At 70.8% G+C, this 22,786-nt stretch carries 27 protein-coding genes; 25 read left to right on the forward strand and 2 right to left on the reverse strand.

Annotated elements, in window-relative coordinates; genetic code table 11:
- The first annotated feature begins 45 nt into the window (after nucleotides 1-45).
- The 9 genes from QM517_RS09375 to QM517_RS09415 all read left to right on the forward strand — a co-directional run bounded on the left by QM517_RS09375 (nucleotide 46) and on the right by QM517_RS09415 (nucleotide 8,275).
- Entirely contained in the window at nucleotides 46-1,368 is a 1,323-nt protein-coding gene (locus QM517_RS09375) for a glutamyl-tRNA reductase (RefSeq protein ID WP_283286929.1), read from the forward strand.
- Nucleotides 1,369-1,558: 190 nt separating this feature from the next.
- Nucleotides 1,559-1,840, forward strand: a complete 282-nt coding sequence (locus QM517_RS09380; protein ID WP_077049832.1) for a hypothetical protein — start codon at nucleotides 1,559-1,561, stop codon at nucleotides 1,838-1,840.
- 19 nt (nucleotides 1,841-1,859) lie between these two features.
- Nucleotides 1,860-2,432, forward strand: a complete 573-nt coding sequence (locus tag QM517_RS09385) for an HhH-GPD-type base excision DNA repair protein (protein WP_077049833.1) — start codon at nucleotides 1,860-1,862, stop codon at nucleotides 2,430-2,432.
- A 122-nt stretch (nucleotides 2,433-2,554) separates the two neighbouring features.
- A complete protein-coding gene (locus QM517_RS09390) occupies nucleotides 2,555-2,893 on the forward strand; it encodes a hypothetical protein (RefSeq protein ID WP_283286932.1) in 339 nt (112 codons plus the stop codon).
- Between the two features lie 14 nt (nucleotides 2,894-2,907).
- Nucleotides 2,908-3,219, forward strand: a complete 312-nt coding sequence (locus tag QM517_RS09395; RefSeq protein ID WP_076493299.1) for a pore-forming ESAT-6 family protein — start codon at nucleotides 2,908-2,910, stop codon at nucleotides 3,217-3,219.
- Between the two features lie 96 nt (nucleotides 3,220-3,315).
- Complete coding sequence (locus tag QM517_RS09400; RefSeq protein WP_077049835.1) at nucleotides 3,316-3,660, forward strand: DUF6507 family protein; 345 nt, start codon at nucleotides 3,316-3,318, stop codon at nucleotides 3,658-3,660.
- Entirely contained in the window at nucleotides 3,660-7,361 is a 3,702-nt protein-coding gene (locus QM517_RS09405) for a glycohydrolase toxin TNT-related protein (RefSeq protein ID WP_283286935.1), read from the forward strand. The genes QM517_RS09400 and QM517_RS09405 overlap by 1 nt, the downstream gene beginning before the upstream one ends.
- Nucleotides 7,358-7,924, forward strand: coding sequence for a hypothetical protein (locus tag QM517_RS09410; RefSeq protein ID WP_283286937.1), 567 nt, complete (start codon nucleotides 7,358-7,360; stop codon nucleotides 7,922-7,924). The genes QM517_RS09405 and QM517_RS09410 overlap by 4 nt, the downstream gene beginning before the upstream one ends.
- Nucleotides 7,925-7,993: 69 nt before the next feature.
- Nucleotides 7,994-8,275, forward strand: coding sequence for a YrhB domain-containing protein (locus QM517_RS09415; RefSeq protein ID WP_283286938.1), 282 nt, complete (start codon nucleotides 7,994-7,996; stop codon nucleotides 8,273-8,275).
- On the opposite strand, the gene QM517_RS09420 is transcribed toward QM517_RS09415, so the two are convergent.
- Nucleotides 8,272-8,706, reverse strand: a complete 435-nt coding sequence (locus QM517_RS09420; RefSeq protein WP_283286939.1) for a hypothetical protein — start codon at nucleotides 8,704-8,706, stop codon at nucleotides 8,272-8,274. The genes QM517_RS09415 and QM517_RS09420 overlap by 4 nt on opposite strands.
- Nucleotides 8,707-8,765: 59 nt before the next feature.
- On the opposite strand from QM517_RS09420, the gene QM517_RS09425 reads away from it, so the two are divergent.
- From QM517_RS09425 to QM517_RS09460, 8 genes are all read left to right on the forward strand, one after another.
- A complete protein-coding gene (locus QM517_RS09425; protein WP_283286941.1) occupies nucleotides 8,766-9,410 on the forward strand; it encodes a TNT domain-containing protein in 645 nt (214 codons plus the stop codon).
- Between the two features lie 35 nt (nucleotides 9,411-9,445).
- A complete protein-coding gene (locus QM517_RS09430) occupies nucleotides 9,446-10,048 on the forward strand; it encodes an SseB family protein (protein ID WP_283286942.1) in 603 nt (200 codons plus the stop codon).
- A 262-nt stretch (nucleotides 10,049-10,310) separates the two neighbouring features.
- Nucleotides 10,311-10,712, forward strand: coding sequence for a hypothetical protein (locus QM517_RS09435; RefSeq protein WP_283286944.1), 402 nt, complete (start codon nucleotides 10,311-10,313; stop codon nucleotides 10,710-10,712).
- A complete protein-coding gene (locus QM517_RS09440) occupies nucleotides 10,709-11,020 on the forward strand; it encodes a YrhB domain-containing protein (RefSeq protein ID WP_077051325.1) in 312 nt (103 codons plus the stop codon). Before QM517_RS09435 ends, QM517_RS09440 begins: the two co-directional genes overlap by 4 nt.
- Nucleotides 11,007-11,267 (forward strand): hypothetical protein, encoded by a 261-nt coding sequence (locus QM517_RS09445; RefSeq protein WP_283286946.1) that lies wholly within the window; start codon nucleotides 11,007-11,009, stop codon nucleotides 11,265-11,267. Before QM517_RS09440 ends, QM517_RS09445 begins: the two co-directional genes overlap by 14 nt.
- Nucleotides 11,264-11,698 carry a hypothetical protein gene (locus QM517_RS09450; protein ID WP_283286948.1) on the forward strand — a complete coding sequence of 145 codons (435 nt, stop codon included), beginning with the start codon at nucleotides 11,264-11,266 and terminating at the stop codon, nucleotides 11,696-11,698. The genes QM517_RS09445 and QM517_RS09450 overlap by 4 nt, the downstream gene beginning before the upstream one ends.
- A 587-nt stretch (nucleotides 11,699-12,285) precedes the next feature.
- Nucleotides 12,286-12,900 carry a hypothetical protein gene (locus QM517_RS09455; protein WP_283286949.1) on the forward strand — a complete coding sequence of 205 codons (615 nt, stop codon included), beginning with the start codon at nucleotides 12,286-12,288 and terminating at the stop codon, nucleotides 12,898-12,900.
- Nucleotides 12,897-13,085 (forward strand): hypothetical protein, encoded by a 189-nt coding sequence (locus tag QM517_RS09460; RefSeq protein WP_283286951.1) that lies wholly within the window; start codon nucleotides 12,897-12,899, stop codon nucleotides 13,083-13,085. Before QM517_RS09455 ends, QM517_RS09460 begins: the two co-directional genes overlap by 4 nt.
- A gap of 8 nt (nucleotides 13,086-13,093) precedes the next feature.
- Here QM517_RS09460 and QM517_RS09465 read toward each other — a convergent pair whose 3' ends face one another.
- Nucleotides 13,094-13,525, reverse strand: coding sequence for a hypothetical protein (locus tag QM517_RS09465; protein ID WP_283286953.1), 432 nt, complete (start codon nucleotides 13,523-13,525; stop codon nucleotides 13,094-13,096).
- A 9-nt stretch (nucleotides 13,526-13,534) separates the two neighbouring features.
- On the opposite strand from QM517_RS09465, the gene QM517_RS09470 reads away from it, so the two are divergent.
- The 8 genes from QM517_RS09470 to QM517_RS09505 all read left to right on the forward strand — a co-directional run bounded on the left by QM517_RS09470 (nucleotide 13,535) and on the right by QM517_RS09505 (nucleotide 22,640).
- Nucleotides 13,535-13,762 (forward strand): hypothetical protein, encoded by a 228-nt coding sequence (locus tag QM517_RS09470; RefSeq protein WP_283286955.1) that lies wholly within the window; start codon nucleotides 13,535-13,537, stop codon nucleotides 13,760-13,762.
- 95 nt (nucleotides 13,763-13,857) lie between these two features.
- Nucleotides 13,858-14,628 (forward strand): FHA domain-containing protein, encoded by a 771-nt coding sequence (locus tag QM517_RS09475; RefSeq protein ID WP_077051321.1) that lies wholly within the window; start codon nucleotides 13,858-13,860, stop codon nucleotides 14,626-14,628.
- Nucleotides 14,625-15,698, forward strand: a complete 1,074-nt coding sequence (locus QM517_RS09480) for a DUF6177 family protein (protein ID WP_283286957.1) — start codon at nucleotides 14,625-14,627, stop codon at nucleotides 15,696-15,698. Before QM517_RS09475 ends, QM517_RS09480 begins: the two co-directional genes overlap by 4 nt.
- On the forward strand, nucleotides 15,698-15,964 hold the full coding sequence (locus QM517_RS09485) for a hypothetical protein (RefSeq protein ID WP_077051319.1): 267 nt from the start codon (nucleotides 15,698-15,700) through the stop codon (nucleotides 15,962-15,964). Before QM517_RS09480 ends, QM517_RS09485 begins: the two co-directional genes overlap by 1 nt.
- Nucleotides 15,961-17,310, forward strand: coding sequence for an EsaB/YukD family protein (locus QM517_RS09490; protein WP_283286960.1), 1,350 nt, complete (start codon nucleotides 15,961-15,963; stop codon nucleotides 17,308-17,310). The genes QM517_RS09485 and QM517_RS09490 overlap by 4 nt, the downstream gene beginning before the upstream one ends.
- Nucleotides 17,307-18,131: a hypothetical protein gene (locus QM517_RS09495; protein ID WP_283286962.1), complete on the forward strand. Its 825-nt coding sequence runs from the start codon at nucleotides 17,307-17,309 to the stop codon at nucleotides 18,129-18,131. The genes QM517_RS09490 and QM517_RS09495 overlap by 4 nt, the downstream gene beginning before the upstream one ends.
- Nucleotides 18,128-22,288 (forward strand): type VII secretion protein EccCa, encoded by a 4,161-nt coding sequence (gene eccCa / locus QM517_RS09500; protein ID WP_283286963.1) that lies wholly within the window; start codon nucleotides 18,128-18,130, stop codon nucleotides 22,286-22,288. Before QM517_RS09495 ends, eccCa begins: the two co-directional genes overlap by 4 nt.
- Nucleotides 22,278-22,640 carry a hypothetical protein gene (locus tag QM517_RS09505; protein WP_283286964.1) on the forward strand — a complete coding sequence of 121 codons (363 nt, stop codon included), beginning with the start codon at nucleotides 22,278-22,280 and terminating at the stop codon, nucleotides 22,638-22,640. Before eccCa ends, QM517_RS09505 begins: the two co-directional genes overlap by 11 nt.
- Nucleotides 22,641-22,786: the final 146 nt, after the last annotated feature.

The following is a 22,786-nucleotide window of genomic DNA, read 5'->3' on the forward strand; positions in this document are numbered from 1 at the left end:
AGGCGACTCGGAATACTCGGAGAGGGTCGGGCGTAGAATCTCTTCGTGCTGCTCTGCGTGAGCGCGAGTCACAAGACCGCGTCCTTCGACCTCCTCGAGCGGCTCAGCGTACCCACCACCCCCGTCGCCCCCCTGATCGCCGCGCACGACGAATGCGTGCAGGGAGCGGTCGTCGTGGCCACCTGCAACCGCTTCGAGGCCTACGTCGACATGGACGAGCCCGTCACGGCCGCCGTCGCGGTGGGCGTGGAAGCCACGCTGAGCGCCATCGAGGCGGCCACCGGCGTGCCCGCGAGCGAGCTCGAAGGCTCGTACACCGTGCTGGGCGGCGGCGACGTCGCCGAACACCTGTTCTCGGTGGCATCCGGTCTCGAATCCGTCGTCGTCGGCGAGGGCGAGATCGCCGGGCAGGTGCGCCGCGCGCTCACCGAATCCCGGCAGCTCGGCACCACGTCCGGAGAGCTCGAGCGCCTGTTCCAGCGCGCGTCCGAGGCGCAGCGCGGCGTCAAGAACTCCACCGCCATCGGCCGCGCCGGCCGCTCGCTCGTGCGCCTCGGCCTCGAGCTGGCCGACAGCCGCATCGCCGACTGGTCGACGCAGCGCGTGCTGCTGGTGGGCACGGGCGCCTACGCGGCCGCGACGGTCGCGGCCCTGCGCGATCAGGGCGCCGAGGACATCTCGGTCTACTCCCCCTCGGGGCGCGCCGCGAAGTTCGCCGCCAAGCACGGGCTGCGCGCCGTGTCCGCCGAGACGTTCCCCGCCGCCGTGGCCCATGCCGACCTCGTGATCACGTGCACCACGAGCGAGACCCACGTGGTGAGCGCCGCGACGTTCGCGGCGGGTCGCACGGCCGCTGAAGCCGCCGCCCCGGCGTCCGTCGGCTGCCCCGTCGACCACTCCGGCCGTCGCCTCGTCATCGACCTCGGCCTTCCCCGCAACGTCGATCCCGACGTCGCCACCGTTCCCGGCGTCGACCTGCTCGACCTCGAGACCATCCGCCTCCACGCCCCGCTGGAGGAGCTCCAGGCGACGGATGCCGCGCGCGACCTGGTCCGCGACGCCGCCCGCCGGTTCGCCTCGGTCGGGGAGCGCAAGAACATCACCCCCGCCGTCGTCGCGCTGCGCGCCCACGTGTTCGGCGTCCTCGACGCCGAGGTGGAGCGCGTGCGCGCCCGCGGCGACGAGGGCGGGCAGACCGAGCAGGCTCTGCGCCACCTCGTCGGCGTGCTCCTGCATACCCCCACGACCCGCGCGCACGAGCTGGCGGAGTCCGGTCGCGGCGACGAATACGTCTCGGCCCTGTCGGCGCTGTTCGGCATCGAGGTCGCGCCGGAGACGCCCGCGTCCCGCATCGCCGACGCCGGCTGAGCCCGCGCGGCTGACCGCGCGCGAGCGGAGGCGATTCCGCGAGCGGAGGACCCGCGCCCCGGCATCCGTCCTCCCTCCGCCGAATCCCCTCCCGCCGACGCGGCACAGGCGCACCACCCCGCGGCACAGACGCCCCACCCCGCGGGGCGAACCGACGGCGTAGGACTCGACGGCCGGGCAGGATGTGCGCATGAGCACTCCCGCATCCGAGGTGTACCGCGTCGCCGGCGAGGATCGCCCCCGCAACGGCCTGCGTTGGGCGGCCACCATCGTGATGGGCCTGCTCGACTCGCGTTCGGATGCGCCGTCGACGAGCGAGGTCGTGATCCGGAGGGTCGACGGGTCGGTCGTGACGCGTCTGAAGCCCGGTAGCGTCGAGGACTTCGAGCGGCAGCTCACCGAGGTGACCGACGATCTGCACTATCTCGCCGCGGTGTCGTTCGCCGAGAAGTGGATCGCTCCGCGCGCGTGACCCGCGCGAGAATGGACGGATGAGCCTGCACATCACCGACGACCCGGCCGCCGACGAGCTGCTGTCGACGAATCCCCTCGCGCTGCTGATCGGCATGCTGCTCGACCAGCAGGTCGCGATGGAGACGGCTTTCGCAGGGCCGCTGAAGATCCGGGAGCGGATCGGATCAGTGGATGCCGAGACCCTGGCGCACGAGGACCCCGAGGCGTTCGCAGCGGCGTTCTCCCAGTCCCCGGCGGTGCACCGCTTCCCCGGGTCCATGGCGAAGCGCGTGCAGTCGCTGTGCACCGCGATCGAGGAGGACTGGGGCGGGGATGCCGCAGAGCTGTGGACCCGCGACGACCCCGACGGTGCGACGGTGCTGAAGCGGCTCAAGGCGCTCCCGGGCTTCGGCGAGCAGAAGGCGAAGATCTTCCTCGCACTGCTCGGCAAGCAGTACGGCTACGACGGGGCGGGATGGCGTGCGGCGTCGGCACCGTACGGCGAGGACGGGTCGTTCCGGTCGGTCGCCGACATCACGAGCCCCGACTCGCTGGCGAAGGTCCGCGAGCACAAGCGCGCGGCGAAAGCCGCGGCCAAAGCGGGCTCCTGACCCCTCCTACACCATGTGAGAGAAAAAGGAGAGTTCTCTCATCTTCGTTCCGCGACGGCTGCCCCGTGGTTAGGGTTTCAAAGTTCGTTGCAGGTTTATTCGCGATCGAAGGGTGGGCTCTCGTGAAGTTCGCAATGGGTTCGGACACTCTGGGTGTGCTGGGTAAGGCCACCTCGGGGTCGAGTGATGAGCTGTCGCTGCTGGTTCGCCAGCTGCTCGAGGCGGCCGAGCCGCTCGAGGGACAGTTCCAGGGCGCGGGACGTGCCGCGTTCGACCGTTTCAAGTCGCGCACCGACGCGATCTCCTCCGAGTTGAAGCTGGCCCTCGACGGCGTGCTCGGCGGAATCTCGGGCATGGACCGCTCCTTCCAGGAGGGCGAGTCGTCCATGGTCGACCAGACCACGAGCCTCGAAGCCGGATCGTCGTTCGACGCCGCCCGCTTCGGCGGCCGCGGAGATTAGGAAGGGACTGACTCATGGTGAACCAGGGAGACCGTCGCGACTACTCGATCGCGGCCTCGCAGAACGCTCAGGACAACTTCAACCGCGTCGCCGCGCAGCTCGAGTCGTTGATCGACCAGCGCGACCGCGACGTCCAGGCCGCGATGGCGGACTACTCCGCCGACGGCGTGTCCGAGGACTACCGCGGCAAGGAGACCCGCTGGAAGAACGCCGCCGCCGAGGTGCGCGGCATCATCCAGACGCTCCGCTCGTCGCTGGAGCGCAACGACGAGTCCGCCCAGACCGCGCTGAGCAAGGCTCGCGCGGCGGTGGAGTCGATCGGCTGACGATCGCCGCTGGATGCCGGGTGCGCTCTGCACCCGGCATCGATGGCGCCCGCGCGCGGGGCCGCGCGGGTCTGACGACATGAAGGGGGACGGGCGATGACGAGCTGGAGCATTCAGCCATCGGGCGTCGTAGCCGTGCTGCAGGACGTCAACGTGGATGCCGAGGCCCTCGGCACCGCGCTGAACTCGTTGAGTCCTGCGCTCGAGGGGGCCGTGACGGCGACCAACTCCGGCGCGATCTCGGAAGCCGTGCAGGCCTACTTCCAGCAGGAGGAAGGCCCCCGCATCCAGGGCATGAGTGCCCGCATCGGCGCGGCGGCGCAGGGCGTCGTCAGCGCCACCGAAGCCTACGTCGCGGGTGACATGGAGATGGCGGCGAACGCGCAGACCGCGGCCGTCTCCGCCGTGTACCCGCCCTCTCTGCCGCACGGGGTGATGTGATGCCGGACGCGATCAAGGTCGGTGAGATCCCGGGTGACGAGATCAAGCCGGAGGTCATCGAGGAGAACGCCCGCACGATCGGGACGATCTCGGGTCAGGTGTCCGAGCACGGCTCGAACGTTCACTTCAAGTGGCAGGGCATGGCCGGGGTCTATGAGGCTCCGGAATCGCCGACGCTGCTGGGGTTGATGGCGCCGGTGTCGTCGCAGGCGACCCAGGTCAGCGACAATCTGGCCGAGGTGTCGGCCGCGCTGGTCGCGTTCGCTGCGGACGTGCGCCCGATCAAGGCGGAGCTGGACTCGCTGCGTGTGCAGGCGCAGGCCTTCGTCGACTCGATCCAGGGCGGCGTGCAGGTCCGCGAGATCAACCCCGCCTGGACCGCGGCGCAGTCGCCGTACGGCGGAGCGACCGCGATGCCGACGTATCAGGGTTCGTGGGGCTCGTCGACAACGGGGTCGTCGAGCGCTGCGGCGCCGGAGCAGTACCGCACGGTCACGAAGGAGTGGCACGAGTCGCAGGACCACGTCGACCGCAACAACGAGCTGATCGCGGCGGTCAACGCGCAACAGGTCAAGCTGTGGGAGGCCGAACGCGCCTGCGCCAACCGCATCCGCGCCCTCTACGGCGCCCAACCGCTGCACGCCGCCACGTCCGAGGACGACGCTCTCGGATACGGCATCTCCGAGATCCCCGAGGGCACCGACATGCCCTGGGGCGCTGAGGTGGAGCGCACCGAGGGCTGTGGCGAAGCGACGGCGAACTTCGTCTTCAAGGACTTCCTCTGGGAAGGCATCATCGTCGGTGGCGTCTGGGGCACGGTCACGGGTCTCGGCACTCTCGTGCTCGGCTACAACCCCGAGACCGGCGAGTTCTTCTCCGGCGACGCCTACGGGGCCGCCTGGGGCAACCTCGGACTGATCGCGGTCTCCGGTCTGGCGAACTCGCCGATGCTCGGTCCCCTCTTCTGGACGGACAGCCTGGCCCAGGCCACCGGCATGGGCGGCTTCCTGCCGCAAGAGGTGCGCGACTTCAAGGCCAAGGCCGACGAAGCCGCCCTGAACACCGGCAAGGCGCTCATTGCGTGGGACAAGTGGCAGGACGACCCGGGCACCGCACTCGGCGAGTCGGTGTTCAATGTCGGCACCGCCTTGATCCCCGTCGGCGGCGCGGCCGTCGCGGGCGTGAAGACGGCGTCGACCGCGGCATCCGTCATCTCGAAGATGGCGCGGGTCGCCGACTTCGTCGACCCCGCTGCCCTCGCCATGAACGGGGCCCTGCGCCTCGGTGGTGCCGGCATCGGCAGCCTCGACAGCATCATCGGTCGCCTCGGGTCGAATGCCACCGACGGCTTCCACCTCAACACTCCCGACATGCCTCTCGTCGCCGACGATGCGGCCTCCGCGCTGCGCGCCCTCGACGACGCCGGAGTGGACCTCAACAGCATCACGGCACGCATCGAAGACGGTGTGCCGGTGTACGAGTTCCCGCCGACGGATGCCATCCCCTCGGGTCGCATCGAGATGCCCGCGGGCTCGTTCGACGGCGTGCGCGGCGGCGACGTCCCGGTACGCACCGACGGCGGAGCGGATGCGGGTGTGGCGGCGCCCGCGCGCGAGCCCGAGCTGGTCTCGGCCGGCGGTGTCCGAGGCGAGGCCGGCCCCGGCGCCGTGAACTCGATCGTCCAGGATGCGCCGGTTCGTACGGAGACCGGTGGCGCGGGTGAGTCGACGGTCGTGCGGGAGCCCTCCACCGAGACCGGTGGCGGCAGCAGCAACGCCGGCGGGCAGGGCGGTTCGGAGACCGGAAACGGCGGCGGTCTGGGCCGTGGCGGCGACGATGCGAACGGCGGCGGACGCGGCGACGACGCGAACGGGGGCCAACGCGGCGAAGACGCGAACGCGGACCGCGGCGGCGACGACGCCAATACGGGTCGGGGCGATGACGGCGCGGATACGGGCCGTGGCGATGACAGCACTGGATCCGGCAACGCAGATGACGGCGCGAGCCACCACGGCATCGACGACGGTGACACCGGGTCGGGCCGTCTCGGCGACGACGTCGCGGGCGATCCGGAGAACGCCGGGGCCGTCCCGCCGAAGGATCCCGACGCCCCGGCCTGGCAGAGCACGGAACAGAGCGATCTCTTCCTGTCCGCCCCCGAGAAGGTCGCGGTCGACGATTTCCTCGCCGACTCCCGAGCCGCGGAGCCCCGGATCACAGACGACCTCGTCCGTATCGTGGGCGACCAGCCGGGCGCCCGTCTCGAAGGGCTCGAGTTCCGCCTCAAGGGCGACGATTCGATGTATCGCAAGGTGTCGGCCGACCTCGGGTACGGCGACCTTCCGGGCGTCCGAGGCGATGTGGACTCCGTCCTCGGCAACATGAAGGACTCGGTCCGCTACACCGTGATCGTGCCTACCGAGAGCTACGCAGCCGGCACGCGCACGGTCATCGACAGCCTCGCCTCGGACGGGTACCAGCCGTACGGAACCTTCAAGAACACCTGGGGCGCTGACGGGTACCAAGGGATCAACAGCAACTGGGTCGATCCCGCCTCCGGCCGCGTCATCGAGGTGCAGTTCCACACCGAGGAGAGCTTCGCGGCGAAGATGCAGACGCACACGCTCTACGAGATGGAGCGTCTGCCCGGCAACACCCCCGAGACCCTGGCCGACCTCCGGGCGCAGCAGCAGGAGATCTTCTCGCAGATTCCGCGGCCCTCCGACGCTCCGTCTCTCGGTTGGCCGCAGGGCGTCGACATCGTCGACCCGTCCGCTGCGAAGACCGCTGTCGACGATGGCCTCGGTTCTCCGGCAGGAGCGCATCCGCACGACGGAACCGACCTCGCCGGCTCCCCGCGGCACGCGGACGATGGCGGGGGCACTCCGCGATCGGGCTCCGAGACGCAGTTCGCCCTCCCCGATCAGGACGTGCGACCGGCGGACGGCATCGACTCGGCGACCGGTCCGGTCGACCCGTCCGACACCCACCGTCTCCAGACCGATCCGGGATCGGATTCGCCGAGCGGAGTCGCGGATGGACACGCCCCCGCGCTCGTCGATGCCAATGGACGAGACCTCAGCGCCGTCGTCGGCCGGAGCGACCTCGACGCCCAGCAACTCGACGAGTATCTCCGTGCCGACCGCCCCCAGGATTACGCGACCTATGAGCAGACGGGCGTGTGGCCTGCAGACGTCCAGATCCCCCGCGGCCCCGAGGTACTCGCCCCCAACCACAGGGTCGACTGGAGCCAGGTCCCGCACGACGGATTCGCGACGCGCACGGGGAGCGACGGTGAGGTCATCGTCATCCGCGAGGACGGCCACCCGGCCGCCGGCACCCTCGTCGACCGCTACGGTCCGGGCGGTCGTTTCACCTCGCCGATCGGCGAGGATGGGCCGGCGGACTACGCGTCGCGGTCTCTCCCCTACGTGGAAGACCCCGCGCACTATCACCAGTACGAGGTCACCGGCGATCTGAGTGACATCCCTGCGGCGGTTCGCAACCACCCCGATGCGGAGTTGCGCCAGGAGATCGGCAACCTCATGAACGCGTACCAGCTGTCCTTCGAAGACCTGCGCGTGCAGGTGGGTCCGATCGCGCCGGGCTTCGGCCAGCGCGGCGGCGGGACGCAATACCTGTTCCCGCTCAGTACCGACATGATGGAGAGGCTCGGGTTGATCAAGGAGGTCCGTCAGTGACGTTGACACGCGAAGAGGTCCTCGACGCCATCCGCACCGAGGGTCTGACCGGATACCGCTGGTTCGAGGACGCGACGAACGAGACCGACGTCATCGCGATCCAGCGGACCTCCGACGGATGGGTCGTCTTCGCGACCGACGAGCGCGCGACCCCGATCGGACGCCGCGAGTTCTCGTCGGAGGAACCCGCCCTCGAGAACTTCCTTTCTCGCCTGCGCTCGCTCAACAGCGTGTCCGCCTGGCACGAGAAGAATCGCCAGAAGAAGGCTGCGGAACACCAGGCCCAGACCCCTGCGGACTCACCGCGGTACTTCGTGCGTGAGCTGCGGATCGATGGCGAGCTCGTGCCCGCTCGCCTCTTCCGCCGACGCACCGACTCGACCGGCACGGTCGACGAGTACCTCGTCGACGTCGACACGTGGGCTCCCGACACCCGGGGGGTGCTCGACCGCGCTATCCGCTTCTCACTCGACTCCGATCTGGAGGAGATCTCCGACGACGCGGCCCAAGACATCTTCGACATGGTCGCCAGCCGCACGTATGTCCCGCTTCGCCGCCGCTGAGGACGCATCCCACGGCATCCACTCCCCGATACACCAGCACCGGTCTGAACGTCACGAGGCGAGGCTGAGATGATCGACGCGGCGGCCGCCCGTGAGCTCGTGCGTCAGGCCCTCCGTCACGCCGCGGACCGCGGCGGCGTGCGGTGCGTCCTTGTGGGAGAGACCCTCGACTACGGCGCGTGGTGGGTGCAGGGCTATCAATCCGAGGCGTTCGCCGTTCACGGCGATGTCTTCCAGGCGCTGGCCGGCAACGGCCCCTATGTCATCCCGAAGAACGGGGACGCCGTTTTCACGCTGTCGAGCGCAGAACCCGTCGATGCGCAGATGGCTCGCCTCGCCGCAGCCGGTTAGCTCATGAGGCGTGCGCTGATGAGGGCGAGCGATTCGTCGACGACATGGCTGTATCGGATCGCCTGGCGTTTACCCGCGATCGCGGCGCGCCGACCGTTCCACCGGACCGAGTACACGGAGCCTTCTTCGGTGATCACGACGCTGGGATCAGCCCGGGCGGGGAAACAGTCCTCGAGTCCCTGCTCGAGTCGCCAGAGCACCCCGAACCGCATGAGGAGGAAACGATTCGCGTCCTCCTCCGTTTCGAGGACCGCCTCCGTCGTCCGAGAGCCGCGATTCTCGGTGTCCACGTGCCACGTGGAATCGGCGGTGCGGCGAACCGCCAACGCGGTCTCCGGGTTCCACCACCCTCGTGTGGCCTCACCGGGGCGCAGCGGTGTGGGGAATCCGGCCCGGTGCGCCCACATCTCGAGGGTCTCGCTACCGTCCATCGATCCATCATCCCCCGCGGCGCCGGAACACCTCGCGCTGTCGACCGAGAGGCACGCCCATGACCGTTGACTGGCACCACGTCCGTCTGAGGCTCGATGAAGCAGCCATCCCCGCGGAGTCCGTCGTGCTCCCCGGAGACGAGACGTCGCCGTGGGAGGGGGCTCTCCGCGTCGTCGAGACTCCCGGGCACGGCTGGGTTCTCGACACGCTCGACTACGGCCAAGCGCGCCCGTTGCTGGCACGTGCAACTGCTGAGGAGATCCAGTCGGCGCTGTACGCGTACCTCCTCAGCCCCCTCCCCCCGGCAACGGTCATCGTTGCGGACGAGCGCGAACGTCTCCTGGACTGGGCGGCGCCCCACGTGCTCGACCTGCTGGCGCGTGCCGAGAATCCTCTCGTGATCGATGCCCCCGCGGGTCTCCTCCTCGACCGCATCGGGGCACTCGACGGCTTCCTTCTCTTCCCCGCAGGAACGTCCTTCGAGGCACGCTCACTGCCCGTGTCGGCGCTGAATCAACCCCTCCACGAGTTCGTGACCGCGACGACGATTCGGTTCGAGGTGCAGCGAGTCGCCCCGTGGTTCGGACGCCCGGGCGGCGGCCTTCGCTTCGCCGTCATCGAGCCCGGGGTCGGCATTCGTGACCTCGTGCGGGAGGGGCGACTCACCCGGCTCACCGCTCCGACGGACGCGCCGTCGACGTGAACGACCAACGGCCCGACAATGAGCTCGAATCGATCATGCTCCGGGCGCAGGCCGGCGAGGTCGCCTCGGAACAGGTGGCATCACTCCTCATCCGGTCTGACCTCGTCGCCCTGGTTGACGGCGAAGCCGGCGCGGCGTCCATCGAACCTCTCGTCGTCCATCGTGGTGACGCGACGTTCCTCGCCGTATTCACCGCGGCCGACAAGGTCCCGGCAGAACTCGGTACCGGCCGAACCGCGGTCGTGATTCCCGCGCGCACCTTGGTGGGCGGCGCCGCCGACGGTGTGGGGATCGTCGTGAACCCCGGCGCCCCGGATGCGATGGAGATCCCACCGACCGCGCTCGCCGCGCTGCGCGACCTCCTTGCCCCGCCATCGACCCGATACTTCGTGCGAGAACAGGTCATCGAGGGAAAGCTCGTTCCGGTCTCGGTCTTCCGCCGCAGGATGGATGCAGAGGGTCCCGTCGACGAGCGTCTCCTCGACGTGGATTCCTGGACGGAGGACAAGTTCCGCACGGTCGAAAAGGCCATCCGCTTCCCTCTCGAAGCGGACATCGAAGAGATCTCCGTCGAAGCAGCACAAGAGGTGTTCGAGATGGTCGCGCGTAGGACCTACACGCCGCTTCGGCGCCGCTGAGAAATGAAGAGCGCAGAACGCGACGCCGGCGACTGATCGAGAGGGAGTGACGTGATGACGGGGCCCAGAGGAGTACCGACCGTGACGCGACCGCAGCCCGACGCCCTCATCTCCGTGGCCGTCGTCGCGTACCACGCGTGGGGCCGCGTGGCGATGCCCAGCGCCGACGAGCCGGCGGTGGCCGACCTCGCCCAGCGCGCCGGCGTCGATCCCGCCGCCCTGCTCCGCGGGGTCCACGACTCGCATCGGAAAGGAACATGGCATGGGCGAACGACAGACGGTCGACTCGATGGAGCAGTTGGCGCGCCGACTCGTCCTGGAGTTGCGTTCCCGCGGAGATGTCGCGGACGGCGCCGCGGTCACAGAGATCCGGGACAGCCCGACCCCCTGGCTCACGTTGGAATTCACTCTGTACGACTTCTTGCCGGTTGCTTTCTTCTACGACCGCGGATGGGGCGGCTTCAGCGTCGACTACGGGTCTCGCCGCGCTTCGCTCCTCACACTCACGGACGTGCATTTCGACCACGGCCGCGTCCGGGTCGCGAAGGCGGTCGACGACGTCCTCACGGCGGCTCGCCTGCGAATCCCGGACAAGTTCCTGGCTGCTCGCGGCTGGTCTGCTCAACAGCGGCAGACCGAATCATCGACTGAGGGGGAAGTATGACTCCGGACGGCAAGACGCCGCCGCTCACCGCCGAGGAAGCGGAAGCAGTCGCGATTCGCTTCCTCGCCCGTTCGACCGAGGATGACGGCATCCCGCGGGTCATTCTCGGCCCCGCGGTCGAAGCAGGGCCGAATTGGGTGTTCTACTACCAAGGCCGCGGCTACGTCGAGCGCGGCGATCTCGACGAGATGCTCGTGGGGAACATGCCGATCGTCGTCCCCCGCGATCATCGCCCGCCACACGCCCTCAGCGCCTTAGAGGATGTCGATACTCAGATACGACGGATGGCGGACGATGCAGATCGATGAGTTCCACGACATCGTCGACTCCGAGCGTCTCCGCAAATTCCTGAACGAAGGCGCGCCCGAAGGATCGACATCGAGCAAGGTCTGTGTGTTCAAGAACGGCGCACGGTGGGTGACGTTGCACACCGACGAGAGGGCTGCGGTGATCACCAGAACCCGCAGAACGTTCGACACTCGGGCAGAGGCTCTCGAAGATGCCGTGGACGGTCTTCGTCTCCTCCGGGACCTCGAGGAGTTTCGGCCCGCATGACAAAGGTGCCCGTCAGCATGACGTTGTTCGAGTATCGCGGCAAGCGGTACCCACGCCACTCCGGGGGCGACGACTACGTCCGCCTCCAGACGGACGGCCCACCGTCGCACGAGATCTTTCCGGACGCGATCGAGTTCAATGACGACCCCTCCGACCCGTGGGTGAAGCTCCCGCGCAGCGCCATCTCCGGGCGATACGCACAGGAGGTGACCGCCACGTGGCACGGCGTTCCCGTCACCATCGATGAGCGCGTCAGGCACGGCCTCAGCCGTGGAATGGTGACGATCCGGTACGAAGGCGTCGAACCGGCCACCGCTCGCGCGGCGGGGCTTACGGGTAATCAGAACGACGGATGGTCGGCACTGGTGTCGCCGGACGAGGTTGAGAGGGTGCACGTGGAAACGACACGACTTCCCCCGGTGCGGGAATGACGGAACCGTCGTCGACCCCCGGAAATGTCATGCGCGGGTCCAACGGTAGGGTGACGGCGTTGACGATCCCCGTTACAGGAACGCTCCTCGAATACCGCGGTCAACGGTATTCATTGCACTCGGGGGGAGACGGTTTCGTTCGACTGGCGACCGCCACTCCCCCACGGAATGAGGACTTTCCCGACGCTCTAGAGGTGAGCGACGACCCACTGGACCCGTGGGTGAAGTTGTCCCCTCACACCTTGACTGCTCGCTTCTCACAGGTGGTGACCGGCACATGGCACGGGGTACCCGTGAAGGTGGGCGAGCGGGTGAGGAGGGGATTGAATCGAGGAATGATCATCGTTCGGTACAACGGTCGCGAACCTGCCGAAGCCCTTTCCGCGGGACTCAGGGGAAACCAGAACGATGGGTGGTCGGCGACGGTAGGGCCCGAGGAGATTGAGAACTTGACCGTGGAAATGACACGACTCCCCCTGGTGAACGCATGAGAACCGTTCCGCAGAAGCTGCTGCATCCCGGACCGAGTAAACGGCCCCTTCTTCGCTGACGACTACGCCGGGATCAGCGAAGGCGGGGAGACAGTCATGAGATCCCTGCTCGAGTCGCTAGATCACTCCCAGGCACATCAGGAGGAAGCGATTCGCGTCCTGCTCCGTTTCGAGGACCGCCTCCGTCGTCCGGGTGCCGCGATTCTCGATGCGCGCACATCTCGAGAATCTCGTTCATCCTCCCCGCAGCCGCGAAGCGTCCTCGCCGTGGTTCGACCCACCGTGCTGTCCGTGTCGGAGAGAAGATGGGGCATGGACGAAGGGCAGACCGTCGATTCGATGGAGCAATTGGCACGCAGCCTCGCCTTGGAGCTGCGTTCGCGAGGAGATGTAGCGGATGACGCCGCGGTCACCGAGATTCGGGATAGGCCGACACCGTGGCTCACGCTCGAGTTCACGCTTTACGACTTCCTGCCGATCGCCTTCGTCTATGACCGTGGACGAGCGGGCTTCAGCGTCGACTACGGGTCTCGCAGCGTTCCGCTCCTCAAACTCACGAATCTGCATTTCGACCACGGCCGCGTCCGGGTCGCGAAGGCGGTCGACGACCTCCTCACCGCGGCTCGCCTGCGAGTCCCGGACGAGTTCCTGGCTGCTCACGGCTGGTCTGCTCCACAGCCGACCGACTCGTCGATCGAGGGGGACGCATGATGCCCGAAGGCGAGACGCCGCCTCTCAGCGCCGAGGAAGCGGAGGCAGTCGCGATTCGCTTCCTCGCCCGTTCGACCGAGGATGACGGCAGCCCGCGGGTCATTCTCGGACCCGCGGTCGAAGCCCTCGACGCGCTCGACGACGTCGACGGCCGGATCGCACGCCTGACGGGGAGCGAGCGCTGACCGCGGCGTCAGAGGGTCGTCATCAGTGCAGCGATATCGTCGTGGGGTCGATCGGCGACGTGCGTGAAGACGCGGGCATCCTCTTCACGTCGGAAGACCCCCTGTTCCCCGTTCACCTGGGCGAGATGCCCCTCGGCAACGGGGCTGACCCGCGAGCCAGCCGCACGCCCCGCCGGGAAGGGATCATGCAGACCGTCGAAAGATCGCCAGAGCTGACCGAATCGTGCGAGGAGCATCGCGACGGCCGAGTCTCGCGACGACGTGGCGCCATCCACGACCCAATGCCCACGGTTGACAGAAATGACCTCGAAGCAGTCACCCTTTTCTCGTATCCCGAAAGCGACTTCGAAGTCGCCCCAGGCCATCTGGGCCTCGGGACGGCATTGAGGTGCCAGGCCCGCACGCGCGGCCCACTGGTCGAGCAACTGAGTATCGATCACCGTTCCATCATGGGTGCGCGCATGAGGCGCGGCCTCAGCCGTGGAATGGTGATGATCCGGTACGACGGCATCGAGCCTTCGACCGCGATCGCGGGACCTCGGGATGATCAGAACGGCGGATGGTCGGCGCTGGTGTCGCCGGACGAGGTCGAGAGGGTGCACGCCCTGTCGCGGCTTCGCTCGAGCAGCAACGTCCGGACGTGGCAGAAGCCCACTGACCCGCCGGTGAGCGGATAATTCTGCCGCCCCGCGGGTTATCCACGCAAGAGAGGGCCCGAACGGGCGCCGTCGGACCGACCCGCATAGGGTGGAAGGTCGAGGGAGGGGGCCCGATGACGAGCACGCACGATCCACTGCGCCTGGCCGACGTCGATCCGCTCGTGTTCACCGAGCGCGCCCGCGGGGGTCAGATCGTCGGAGCCGTGGCACTGGATGTCGTCATGCCCGTGGCGCTGCTGACGGCCGGGATCATCGTCATCGTCGCCGGACAACCCGCCCTCGGCTGGGTCTTCGTCCTCGCGGCGCTGGCACTGCTCGCGGTCGCGGTGTGGCTGCTCGGCCGAACCGGTCGCACGGTCGGCGTGGCCACCGTCGACGCGCGGATCGTCCGCCGCACGACCGGGGCGGCTGCGGGTGCCGGAGCGCTGTGGGCCCTGGCATCCGGCAAGCTCGCCATGTTCGACGTGCGGCGCGGCCGAGACCCGTTCGCCCCGGCGATCGCGGCGTTCCAGTTCCCCGAGGCCGTCGCCCCGGCGCCGAGCCGCGCGCGCCGCGGCATGGTGCCGACGCTGCTGCTCGACTCGGGCGAGCGCCTCACGCTCGACACCGCGCTGGTCCTCGGCCGCGACCCGTCGGCTCCGGCCGATGCGCCGGCCGAGGTGTACCGCTGGGCCGACATGTCGCGCACGCTCTCGAAGTCGCACGTGCGCCTCGAGTGGGACGGACGCCAGATGTGGGTCACCGACCTCGGCTCGACCAACGGCACGTTCGTCCGCGGCGCGGGCGCCTCTACTCCTCTTCTTCCCCACCAGCGCACGCCCGTGCCCACCGATGTCGTCCTCGAGATCGGTGACCGCACCCTGACCGTCCGGGATGCCGCATGAGCACCGTTGCACACCCCCTCCTCGACGCGGCCGGCCCCGGGTGGGCCGGCACCGAGACGCGTACGCCGATCGTCGCGCTCACCACGGCGATGAGCGACTTCCTGCACAAGACCGCGAGTCAGGGGCTGCGACCGATCATCGTGTCGAGCGAGTTCTCGCGCATGACCCAGCCGCTCGCGCAGGTGCTGTCGGCCGTCCAGGGCCGCTGGGTCGTGCGCACGCGCACCGACGGCTTGTACGACGCCCGCACCGGTGTTCGCCTGGACGCCCCCGCCGATGCGCTCACCACCGTGTCGCCGACCACCGACAACGTCCATCCGCTCTTCGTCCGGGCGCAGGTGGCATCCACTCTGCAGGTCGTGGCGACGGTGTCGACGCGGCACCGGGTGACGCGTCCGGTCCGCCTCGGCGGCGTCGCCGAAGCCGCGATCGCCCTCTTCAGCGGCGCCGAGCCGACGGCGTGGGGTGCGGTCGAGCCTCTGCTCGCGCCGTGGGACCGCGACGACCTGACCGAGCGGTCGCGGCGGCGCGTCCCGCTCGACAGCCACTGGGTCGCCGTCGGCGGCGGGGACCGCGCGGTGCTCTCGACCGTCCAGGTCGGCCGCACGAGCGAGGGTCTGGAAGAGACCACGCGCGTGTGGGCGGCGGTGCCGGGTGTCGGGCGCGAGTCCGGGGCGACGGCCACGGCGGAGGCGCGCGAACTCCTGGCCCGCGCCGCGACCGTCGGCCTCCCCCTCATCGGCATCTCCTTCGCCGCGATCGGGGCTCCCGACCTGGCGCGGCGGGCCACGGCATCCCCCCAGCCCGAACCGCTCGCGTTGCTCATCGGGCCCGTCGGCATCCGCGCGCTGGGCATCGACGCGAAGCGGTGGATCGATGAGGTCGGCGGCACCACGGTCGGCAGCCCGCGGCTTCCCGGGGTCCTACTGCCGCTCGGCTCGACGGACGGCGGCGGGTGGGGGCGCCTCAACGACGTCCTGTCGACCCTCGACCCCGAACGCCTCGGCGAGCTGCTGAACCTCGCCCCGCACGTGCGCGCGCAGCTGCGCGTCACGGAAGGAGTGCGCTGATGCCCGACCAGCGGGACACCGTCCTCATCGAGCAGGCGAAGATCCAGCGCATGCGCCTGGGCGCCGCGCTCGTCTACGGCCACATCGGCGAGCGCCGCACCGTCAACGACCACATGAAGCGTCTGATGGGCTCGATCGTCGTCGCCGCGATCGCGTGCGCCGCGTGCGTCGGCGTCTCGTTCGTCTCGCAGCTGCTGACCGAACGCGCGCAGCAGGCGGCCACGACCTCGACCGTCCAGACCCCCACCGGAGCCGTGACCCCGTGAGCATCTACACCCGTCTGACCGTCGCGGGATCCGAACGCCGGGCCGAGGTCGTCGTCCCGAGCGGCGAGCCCGTGGGCGCCGCGATCCCGCGTCTGCTCGACCTCCTCGGCGAGACCGCCGGCACGGTGGCGCGCCCGCTCGCCGTGATCGCGCCCGACGGCGAGCAGATCGACATCGCGCTCACCCCGCAGCAGCTCGACCTGTCCGACGGCACGCTGGTGCGCCTGGTCCGCCTGGATGCCGCACCCCCGCCGCCCGTGGTGATCGACGTCACCGACGCCGCCGCCGACGCGCACGACGCCCGCCCCGACCGTTGGGACGACCGGGCGCGCACGATCGCCGGTGCTACGGGGATCGCCGGGGCGTTCGCGGTCGCCGGGTGGCTGTCGCCGTGGTCGTCGCCGGCTCTCGCCGCGTTCGCGCTGCTCGCGACCGCCGTGGTGCTCGCCGCGATCGCGACGGGTCTGGGGCTGGGCGGCCTCCGTCGGCTGTCCACGTGCGTGGCGGCGGCTGCCGCCGGTCTCTCCCTCCCCGTAGGCAGCGCGACGATCGGCGCCCTGTCGTCGACGGGTCACGCGACCGACGCGTCGATCCTCGCCGGTATCGCCGCAGCCCTCGCGACCGGAGCCACGGTCGCCCTGCTCGGCGTCGGCGTCGCGCACCGCCGTCGCGGCGCCGCGGCGGGCGGAGCCCTCGGCGCGGTGCTCGCCTCGATCCTCCTCGGGCTTCTCCTGGCGGGGGTGGATGCCGTCTCGGCCTCGGCCGTCGCCGGCGTCGTCGCCGCGTTCGCCACCGGCCCGCTGCCCTGGATCGCCCTGTCGTCGGCGGGGCTGACCGACCTCGACCAGCGCGCGGCCGCGGGCTCGCCGCCCGCCCGGCCACGGGCGTTCGCCGCGATCGACGAGGCCTACGCGTCGCTGACGTGGAGCGTGGGGGCGGTGGCATCCGTCCTGGGTGTGACCGGTGTCGTGCTCGCACTGGCGGGGACGATCTGGACCGAGCTGCTGGCTCTGGCGTTCTTCCTGGTCGCCGCGCTCCGCACCCGGGCGTTCCCGCTGCGCTGGCAGGGCTGGCTGCTGTGGGCGGCGGCCGGCGCGATCGCCGCCGCGGGGCTCACCGTGCTGCTCGTGGGCGGTGGCGGCTGGATCGGCGCGGGCGTCGCGGTCGTCGTCGCCGCGCTGATCGCGACGATGGTGCTGGTGCGGCCGCGGCCGCACGTCCGCGCGCGCCTGCGGGGGCTCGGCAACGTCCTCGAGACGCTCGCGGTGGTGGCGCTGCTGCCACTGCTCGTGGGCACCCTCGGCATCTACGCCGAGCTGCTCGGCATGTTCGGCGGCCGGTCGTGACCGTGCTCGACCTGCGGGCGCTGTCGACCGCGGTGTTCGGGAGCGGCGCGAACGCCCGCACCGAGCTCACCTCGTGGGATGCCGCGATCCGCGGCGGCCTGTCGACGACGCGCCGTGTCGGCGTGGTGTCGCTCTCGCCCGGCGCCGGGACGAGCACGGTCGCCCATCAGTTGGTGCGCGCGGTCGCCGCGCGCCGCAGCGAACCGGTGCTCGCGGTGGACGTCTCCTCGGGCGCGCCCGGTCTCGCCGAGCGACTCGGCGCCGGGTCGGTTCCGCCGGACGACACCCGCGCGTCGGCTCGTACGACGGCGGAGGCGCTCTCCGGTCTCGAGGTGCGCGACGGCGTCGTGGCGCTGCGTCCGCGCGACGCCGACGATGCCGTGGGCGCGTGGCTCGGCGAAGCAGCGCCCATCGCCCGGTTCTTCGACGTGTCGGTCACGGATTTCGGGGCGCGGCATCCGCTGGTCGACCTCGCCGCGTGCGCCGCACTGTGCGACGTCGTCTGCCTCGTGGGCGACGCCCGCCGTTCCCCGGCCGAGCACGCGCGTTCCGTGGTGGACGCGATCGCGGGGCTGCCCGAATCGCCGTCGGTCGTGCTGGCGCTGGTGGATCACGCGCGGGAGGGTGACGGGGTCGCCCGCGCCCTGGCGACCGGCTCCGACCACCCGGTCGTGGCGGTGCCGTTCGATGCGGGCCTCGCCGCCGGGGGCCACGCGCGCCGCTCGGCGACGCAGCTCGCCGTGGTGCAGCTGGCCGCCGCGCTCGTCGCCGCCGGCGGTAGCGCCGCGCGGGCACGCGCCGCCACGGGGAGGACCGCATGACCGTCCGCATCGTCCACCGTCCCGCGCGCATCAGCGAGGCCGTCGAGCCCGCGGCCGACGTGATCCTCGCGCCGCCGCCACCGATCGGCGAAGGCGCGACGGGCTTCCCGCTGCAGTCGCTGCTGCCGATCGTGGGCAGCCTGTCGTCGATCACGATGATCGTGCTGCTGCGCAACAACCCGATCATGGTCGTGGTGGGCGCCGTCATCCTCGTCGTCGCCCTCGTCGGCGGCCTCGGAATGGCCCTCACCCAGCGCGGCAACGCCGCCCGTCAGCGCCGCGTGCAGCGCGAGCGCTACCTCGACTACCTCGAGGAGACACGCGAAGCCGTCCGACAGACCGCCGACGCGCAGCGCACCGCCGCGCTCGCCCTGCACCCCTCCCCCGGCACGCTCGTCGAGATCGCCGCCGACCCCGCCCGCCGGTGGGAGAGACGACCGGGGGATGCCGATTTCCTCCGCGTCCGCATCGGCACCGGCGACCTGCGCGCGGTCGAGGTGGCGCTCCCTCCGGAGCAGAACCCCGTGCAGCCGTTCGACCCGGTGATGCGCGAGTCCGCCGAGCGCATGGTGCGCCTGGCCGGCATCGCGCAGGGCATGCCCGCGACCGTCGACCTCGAACGCGGCGGTCAGGTCTCGCTCGTCGGCGCGCGCGGCGACACCCTGCGCGTCGCGCGGGCGCTGGCTGCGCAGATCGCGGCGTTCCACTCCCCCGACGACGTGCACATCGCCGCGGCCATCGCGCCCGCCCAGCGCGACGACTGGCACGGCCTCGACCTGCTGCCCCACCTGTCCGGAGACGCCCCGCCCGCCGGTGCGGTCACCGCCCGACGTATCGCGCCGAGCCTCCCCGAGCTGCTGTCGCTGCTGCGCGACGAGCTCCGCGACCGCGTCGCGACCGCCGCCGCCTCGCGCCGCGCGGGTCGTAAGACCAAGCCCGGACGCCTGGTGATCTTCGTCGACGAGGCCGATCACGCCGCGTCCCCCGTCCCCCGCTTGGATGCCGCCCTCGACCTCGCCGCCCTGGGCGTCACGGTCGTGCACCTCGTCGACGACCGTCTGAAGGAGCCCACGTCGGTCGCCGTCCGCGTGACCGTCGAGAACGGCACTGCGACGGTGGAGACCCCGGGAACGGGTGAGGCGGCGGTGAGCGGCATCCGGATCGATCCCGTCACGCCCGCAGCGCTCGACGTGGTGGCGCGCCCGCTCGCGGGGCTCCGGCTCACGCGCACCTCCGCGCAGGACTCCGGCACCGCGCTCGCCCCCGACGTGACGCAGCTCCTCGGCGTCGCCGACGTGGATGCCATCGACACCTCGGCCGCGTGGCGCACGCGCAGTGCCGCGGAGTTCCTGCGCGTGCCGATCGGTGTGGACGACCAGGGCGGCCCCGTGCTGCTCGACCTGAAGGAGTCCGCGCAGCTCGGCATGGGCCCGCACGGCATCTGCATCGGCGCGACCGGTTCGGGCAAGAGCGAGCTGCTGCGCACGCTCATCCTGGGCCTCGCGCTCACGCACGCGCCCGACGACCTCAGCATGATCCTCGTCGACTACAAGGGCGGTGCGGCGTTCGCGCCGTTCTCCCGGCTCCCGCACGTCGCGGGCATCATCGACAACCTCGCCGACGACCCGCAGCTGACCGAGCGCGCCCGCGCGAGCATCCAGGGCGAGGTCGTGCGCCGGCAGCGCCTGTTGAAGGATGCCGGGAACGCGGCATCCATCGGTCACTACCGGCAGATGCGCCGCGATCGCCCCGAGCTGCCCGCGCTGCCGCACCTGTTCCTCGTGATCGACGAGTTCGGCGAGCTGCTGACGGCCGAGCCCGACTTCGTGGAGTTGCTGCTGACGATCGGGCGCATCGGCCGCTCGATCGGCGTGCACCTGCTGCTGTCGAGCCAGCGGATCGAGGGCGGACGCCTCCGCGGACTCGACACGTACCTGTCGTACCGGATCGGCCTCCGCACGTTCTCCGAGTCGGAGTCGGCCGTGGTGCTCGACACCCCCGACGCCTTCCACCTGCCGGCGATCCCCGGGTTCGGGTACCTCAAGGTCGACACGTCGGTCTACACGCGGTTCCGCGCCGGGTACGTGTCGGGCCCGGTGCCCGACCCGGTCGAGTCCGGCCCACGGCACGACGATGCCCCGCCGGTGCTGCGCCTGCCTGCGTACGACCTGCCCGAAGACTCGCCCGAGGCCGAGCAGCTCGACAGCGCCGAGCCCGAGACCCCGACCACCGGCCGCACGCTCGTGCAGGCGGCGACCTCGCGGCTCGCGCGCGGCATCGCCCGCACCCGCCCGGTGTGGCTGCCGCCGCTCCCGCCCGTGCTGACCCTCGGCGGCGTCCTGCCGCAGGCCGACGGCGCCGGCACGCTCCGGGCGCCGATGGGCCTCCTCGACGACCCGTCGAAGCAGACGCAGTCGCCGTGGATGCTCGACCTCACGCGCTCGGGCGGCCACGTGTCGATCACCGGTGCGCCGCAGTCGGGGCGCTCGATGTTCCTGCGCACGCTCGCGGCATCCCTGTCGTTCACGCACTCGCCGCGCCAGGTGAGCATCTACGGCATGGACCTCACCGGCGGCGGGCTCGCCCGCATCGAGCCGTTCCCGCACGTCGGTGGTGTCGCGACGCGCGGCAACCGCGAGCGGCTCACGCGTCTGCTCGAGGAGCTCACCGGCATGCTCGCCGTCCGCGAGCGGGTGTTCCGCGACCAGGGCCTCGACTCGCTCGCCGACATGCGCCGCCAGCACGCCGACGGGCGTCTCCCCGATCTCCCCAGCGCCGACGTCGTGCTGCTCGTCGACGGGCTCGGAGCCCTGCGGCAGGACTTCGAAGACCTCGAGACACCGCTCGGGCAGCTGCTCGAACGCGGCGGCAGCTTCGGCATCCACGTCGTCGTCGCCCTCTCGCGCTGGAACGAACTGCGCATGAACCTGCAGGGACTCATCGGCACGCGCCTCGAACTGAAGCTCAACGATCCCGCCGACTCGCAGATCGCGCGCAAGCTCTCGCAGACGCTCCGTGCCGACGAGCCCGGCCGCGTGCTGACCGACGAGAAGCTGTTCGCGCAGATCGCGCTGCCGCTGCTCGAAGAGGTCGACGACGGCGACACCGGCGAGGCGCTCGAACAGCTCGCGCGCGAGAGCGCGGCCCGTTGGGGCGGTCAGGGCGCGGCGCCCATCCGGCTGCTGCCCGAGGTGCTGTCGCCGTCCGAGCTGCCCGACGCGATCGACGAACCGGATGCCGTGCCCCTGGGCCTGCGCCAGGACACGATGCAGCCCGTGTCGCTCGACCTCGTCACGCGCGACCCGCACCTGCTCGTGCTCGGCGACAGCCGCTGCGGCAAGACGACGCTGCTGCGCGGCATCGTGCAGGGCGCGATCGACCGGCACTCGGCGGAAGAGCTGGTCGTCGCGCTGATGGACGCGCGCGGCGAGCTGGCGGCGGAGATCCCGGATGCCTACCTCGGCGGCCACGCGTCGTCGGGTCGGCAGGGGCGGCTGCTGGCCGAATCGATCGCGGTCGAGCTCGAGAAGCGCGCGAACGATCGCGACGCGGGTCCGCGGATCCTCGTGATCGCGGACGACTTCGACATCCTCGCCGCCGGCGGCACCGAGCCGCTGCGCCCGCTGCTGCCGTACCTGGCGTCGGCGCGCGACCTGCGCCTGAACGTCGTCGTCAGCCGCCCGGTCGCCGGCGCCTCGCGCGCGATGTTCGACGTGGCACTGCAGGGCATCCGCGACACCGGCGGCACCGCGCTGATCATGTCGGGCGACCGCTCCGAGGGCGCGCTGCTGCCCAAGCTCTACGCCGAGCCGATGATCGCCGGCCGCGGCCGGTTGGCCCGCCGCGGCGAGCGTCCGACCCTCGTGCAGGTGGCGAACTTCGTCGCGGGCGAGGGTGATGGCGCGGGTGCTTCGACGGTGGGCGCGCCGGCGGAGGCCGAGCCCGTGGTGGATGCCGACGCGACCGGGGCCGTGGACGAGACGACGCGCGAGGTGGCACCTTCGGGCGCTGCTTCCGCACCGGCTGCCGCCACGCCGCCGAGTGACGACGTCGACGAGGCGACCCGCGAGGTGGTCGCCGCGCGGGGTCCCGCGGCAGCATCGAGCGGCGAGGACCAGCCGCTGACCCGACGGAGGAGAGACAACCGTGCCCCGTAGCAGCGTCGCGTTCACGCGCGAACCGGTCGACATCGAGGCACTCGCCGAGGCCGTCTCCACGGTTCTGACGCCCGAGGAACTCGCGGCGACCGCGGTCGAGATCCGCCAGCTGGACGACGGCGCCGCCGCCCAGGTGGTCGTGGCTGAGCGCGTGGTTCTCACCGTTCTCCGCCCCCGGCTGACGCCTCCCCCCGCGGAACTCGCCCGGGTCTACGGCGCGGTCGAGGTGTCACCGGACGCGCGCTGGTCGACGGACTGCTTCGTGACGTGGGAGCCCGAGGGTGTCATCGGCGTACGGCTGCTCGAAGCCGCGGCCGCGGCGCGCGGGGGTGTGGCGGCGCACCTGGGCTGAGCTTCACCCACAGGGCTCGCCGCACGGGCTCGACGCACACGGTTTGGGGCGCATTCCGCGCTTTGGGGCGCGCGATTCACGCCCCAATGCGCGAATCGCGCCCCAAACCCGACAACGCCGCCGAACGCGGCACCCCTCGGCCGCGT

Origin of the sequence: Microbacterium sp. IEGM 1404 (assembly GCF_030056775.1) — a bacterium.
In the GTDB taxonomy this organism is placed as follows: domain Bacteria; phylum Actinomycetota; class Actinomycetes; order Actinomycetales; family Microbacteriaceae; genus Microbacterium.

Coding starts and splice junctions, on each gene's coding strand:
- QM517_RS09420 (WP_283286939.1), bottom strand. CDS start 8,706: ATGGACGGTAGCGAGACCCTCGAGATGTGGGCGCACCGGGCCGGATTC.
- QM517_RS09435 (WP_283286944.1), top strand. CDS start 10,311: ATGGGCGAACGACAGACGGTCGACTCGATGGAGCAGTTGGCGCGCCGA.
- eccCa (WP_283286963.1), top strand. CDS start 18,128: ATGACCGTCCGCATCGTCCACCGTCCCGCGCGCATCAGCGAGGCCGTC.
- QM517_RS09415 (WP_283286938.1), top strand. CDS start 7,994: ATGATCGACGCGGCGGCCGCCCGTGAGCTCGTGCGTCAGGCCCTCCGT.
- QM517_RS09395 (WP_076493299.1), top strand. CDS start 2,908: ATGGTGAACCAGGGAGACCGTCGCGACTACTCGATCGCGGCCTCGCAG.
- QM517_RS09455 (WP_283286949.1), top strand. CDS start 12,286: ATGAGATCCCTGCTCGAGTCGCTAGATCACTCCCAGGCACATCAGGAG.
- QM517_RS09460 (WP_283286951.1), top strand. CDS start 12,897: ATGATGCCCGAAGGCGAGACGCCGCCTCTCAGCGCCGAGGAAGCGGAG.
- QM517_RS09445 (WP_283286946.1), top strand. CDS start 11,007: ATGCAGATCGATGAGTTCCACGACATCGTCGACTCCGAGCGTCTCCGC.
- QM517_RS09485 (WP_077051319.1), top strand. CDS start 15,698: ATGCCCGACCAGCGGGACACCGTCCTCATCGAGCAGGCGAAGATCCAG.
- QM517_RS09440 (WP_077051325.1), top strand. CDS start 10,709: ATGACTCCGGACGGCAAGACGCCGCCGCTCACCGCCGAGGAAGCGGAA.
- QM517_RS09480 (WP_283286957.1), top strand. CDS start 14,625: ATGAGCACCGTTGCACACCCCCTCCTCGACGCGGCCGGCCCCGGGTGG.
- QM517_RS09400 (WP_077049835.1), top strand. CDS start 3,316: ATGACGAGCTGGAGCATTCAGCCATCGGGCGTCGTAGCCGTGCTGCAG.
- QM517_RS09380 (WP_077049832.1), top strand. CDS start 1,559: ATGAGCACTCCCGCATCCGAGGTGTACCGCGTCGCCGGCGAGGATCGC.
- QM517_RS09405 (WP_283286935.1), top strand. CDS start 3,660: ATGCCGGACGCGATCAAGGTCGGTGAGATCCCGGGTGACGAGATCAAG.
- QM517_RS09385 (WP_077049833.1), top strand. CDS start 1,860: ATGAGCCTGCACATCACCGACGACCCGGCCGCCGACGAGCTGCTGTCG.
- QM517_RS09470 (WP_283286955.1), top strand. CDS start 13,535: ATGGGTGCGCGCATGAGGCGCGGCCTCAGCCGTGGAATGGTGATGATC.
- QM517_RS09425 (WP_283286941.1), top strand. CDS start 8,766: ATGACCGTTGACTGGCACCACGTCCGTCTGAGGCTCGATGAAGCAGCC.
- QM517_RS09450 (WP_283286948.1), top strand. CDS start 11,264: ATGACAAAGGTGCCCGTCAGCATGACGTTGTTCGAGTATCGCGGCAAG.
- QM517_RS09475 (WP_077051321.1), top strand. CDS start 13,858: ATGACGAGCACGCACGATCCACTGCGCCTGGCCGACGTCGATCCGCTC.
- QM517_RS09430 (WP_283286942.1), top strand. CDS start 9,446: ATGCTCCGGGCGCAGGCCGGCGAGGTCGCCTCGGAACAGGTGGCATCA.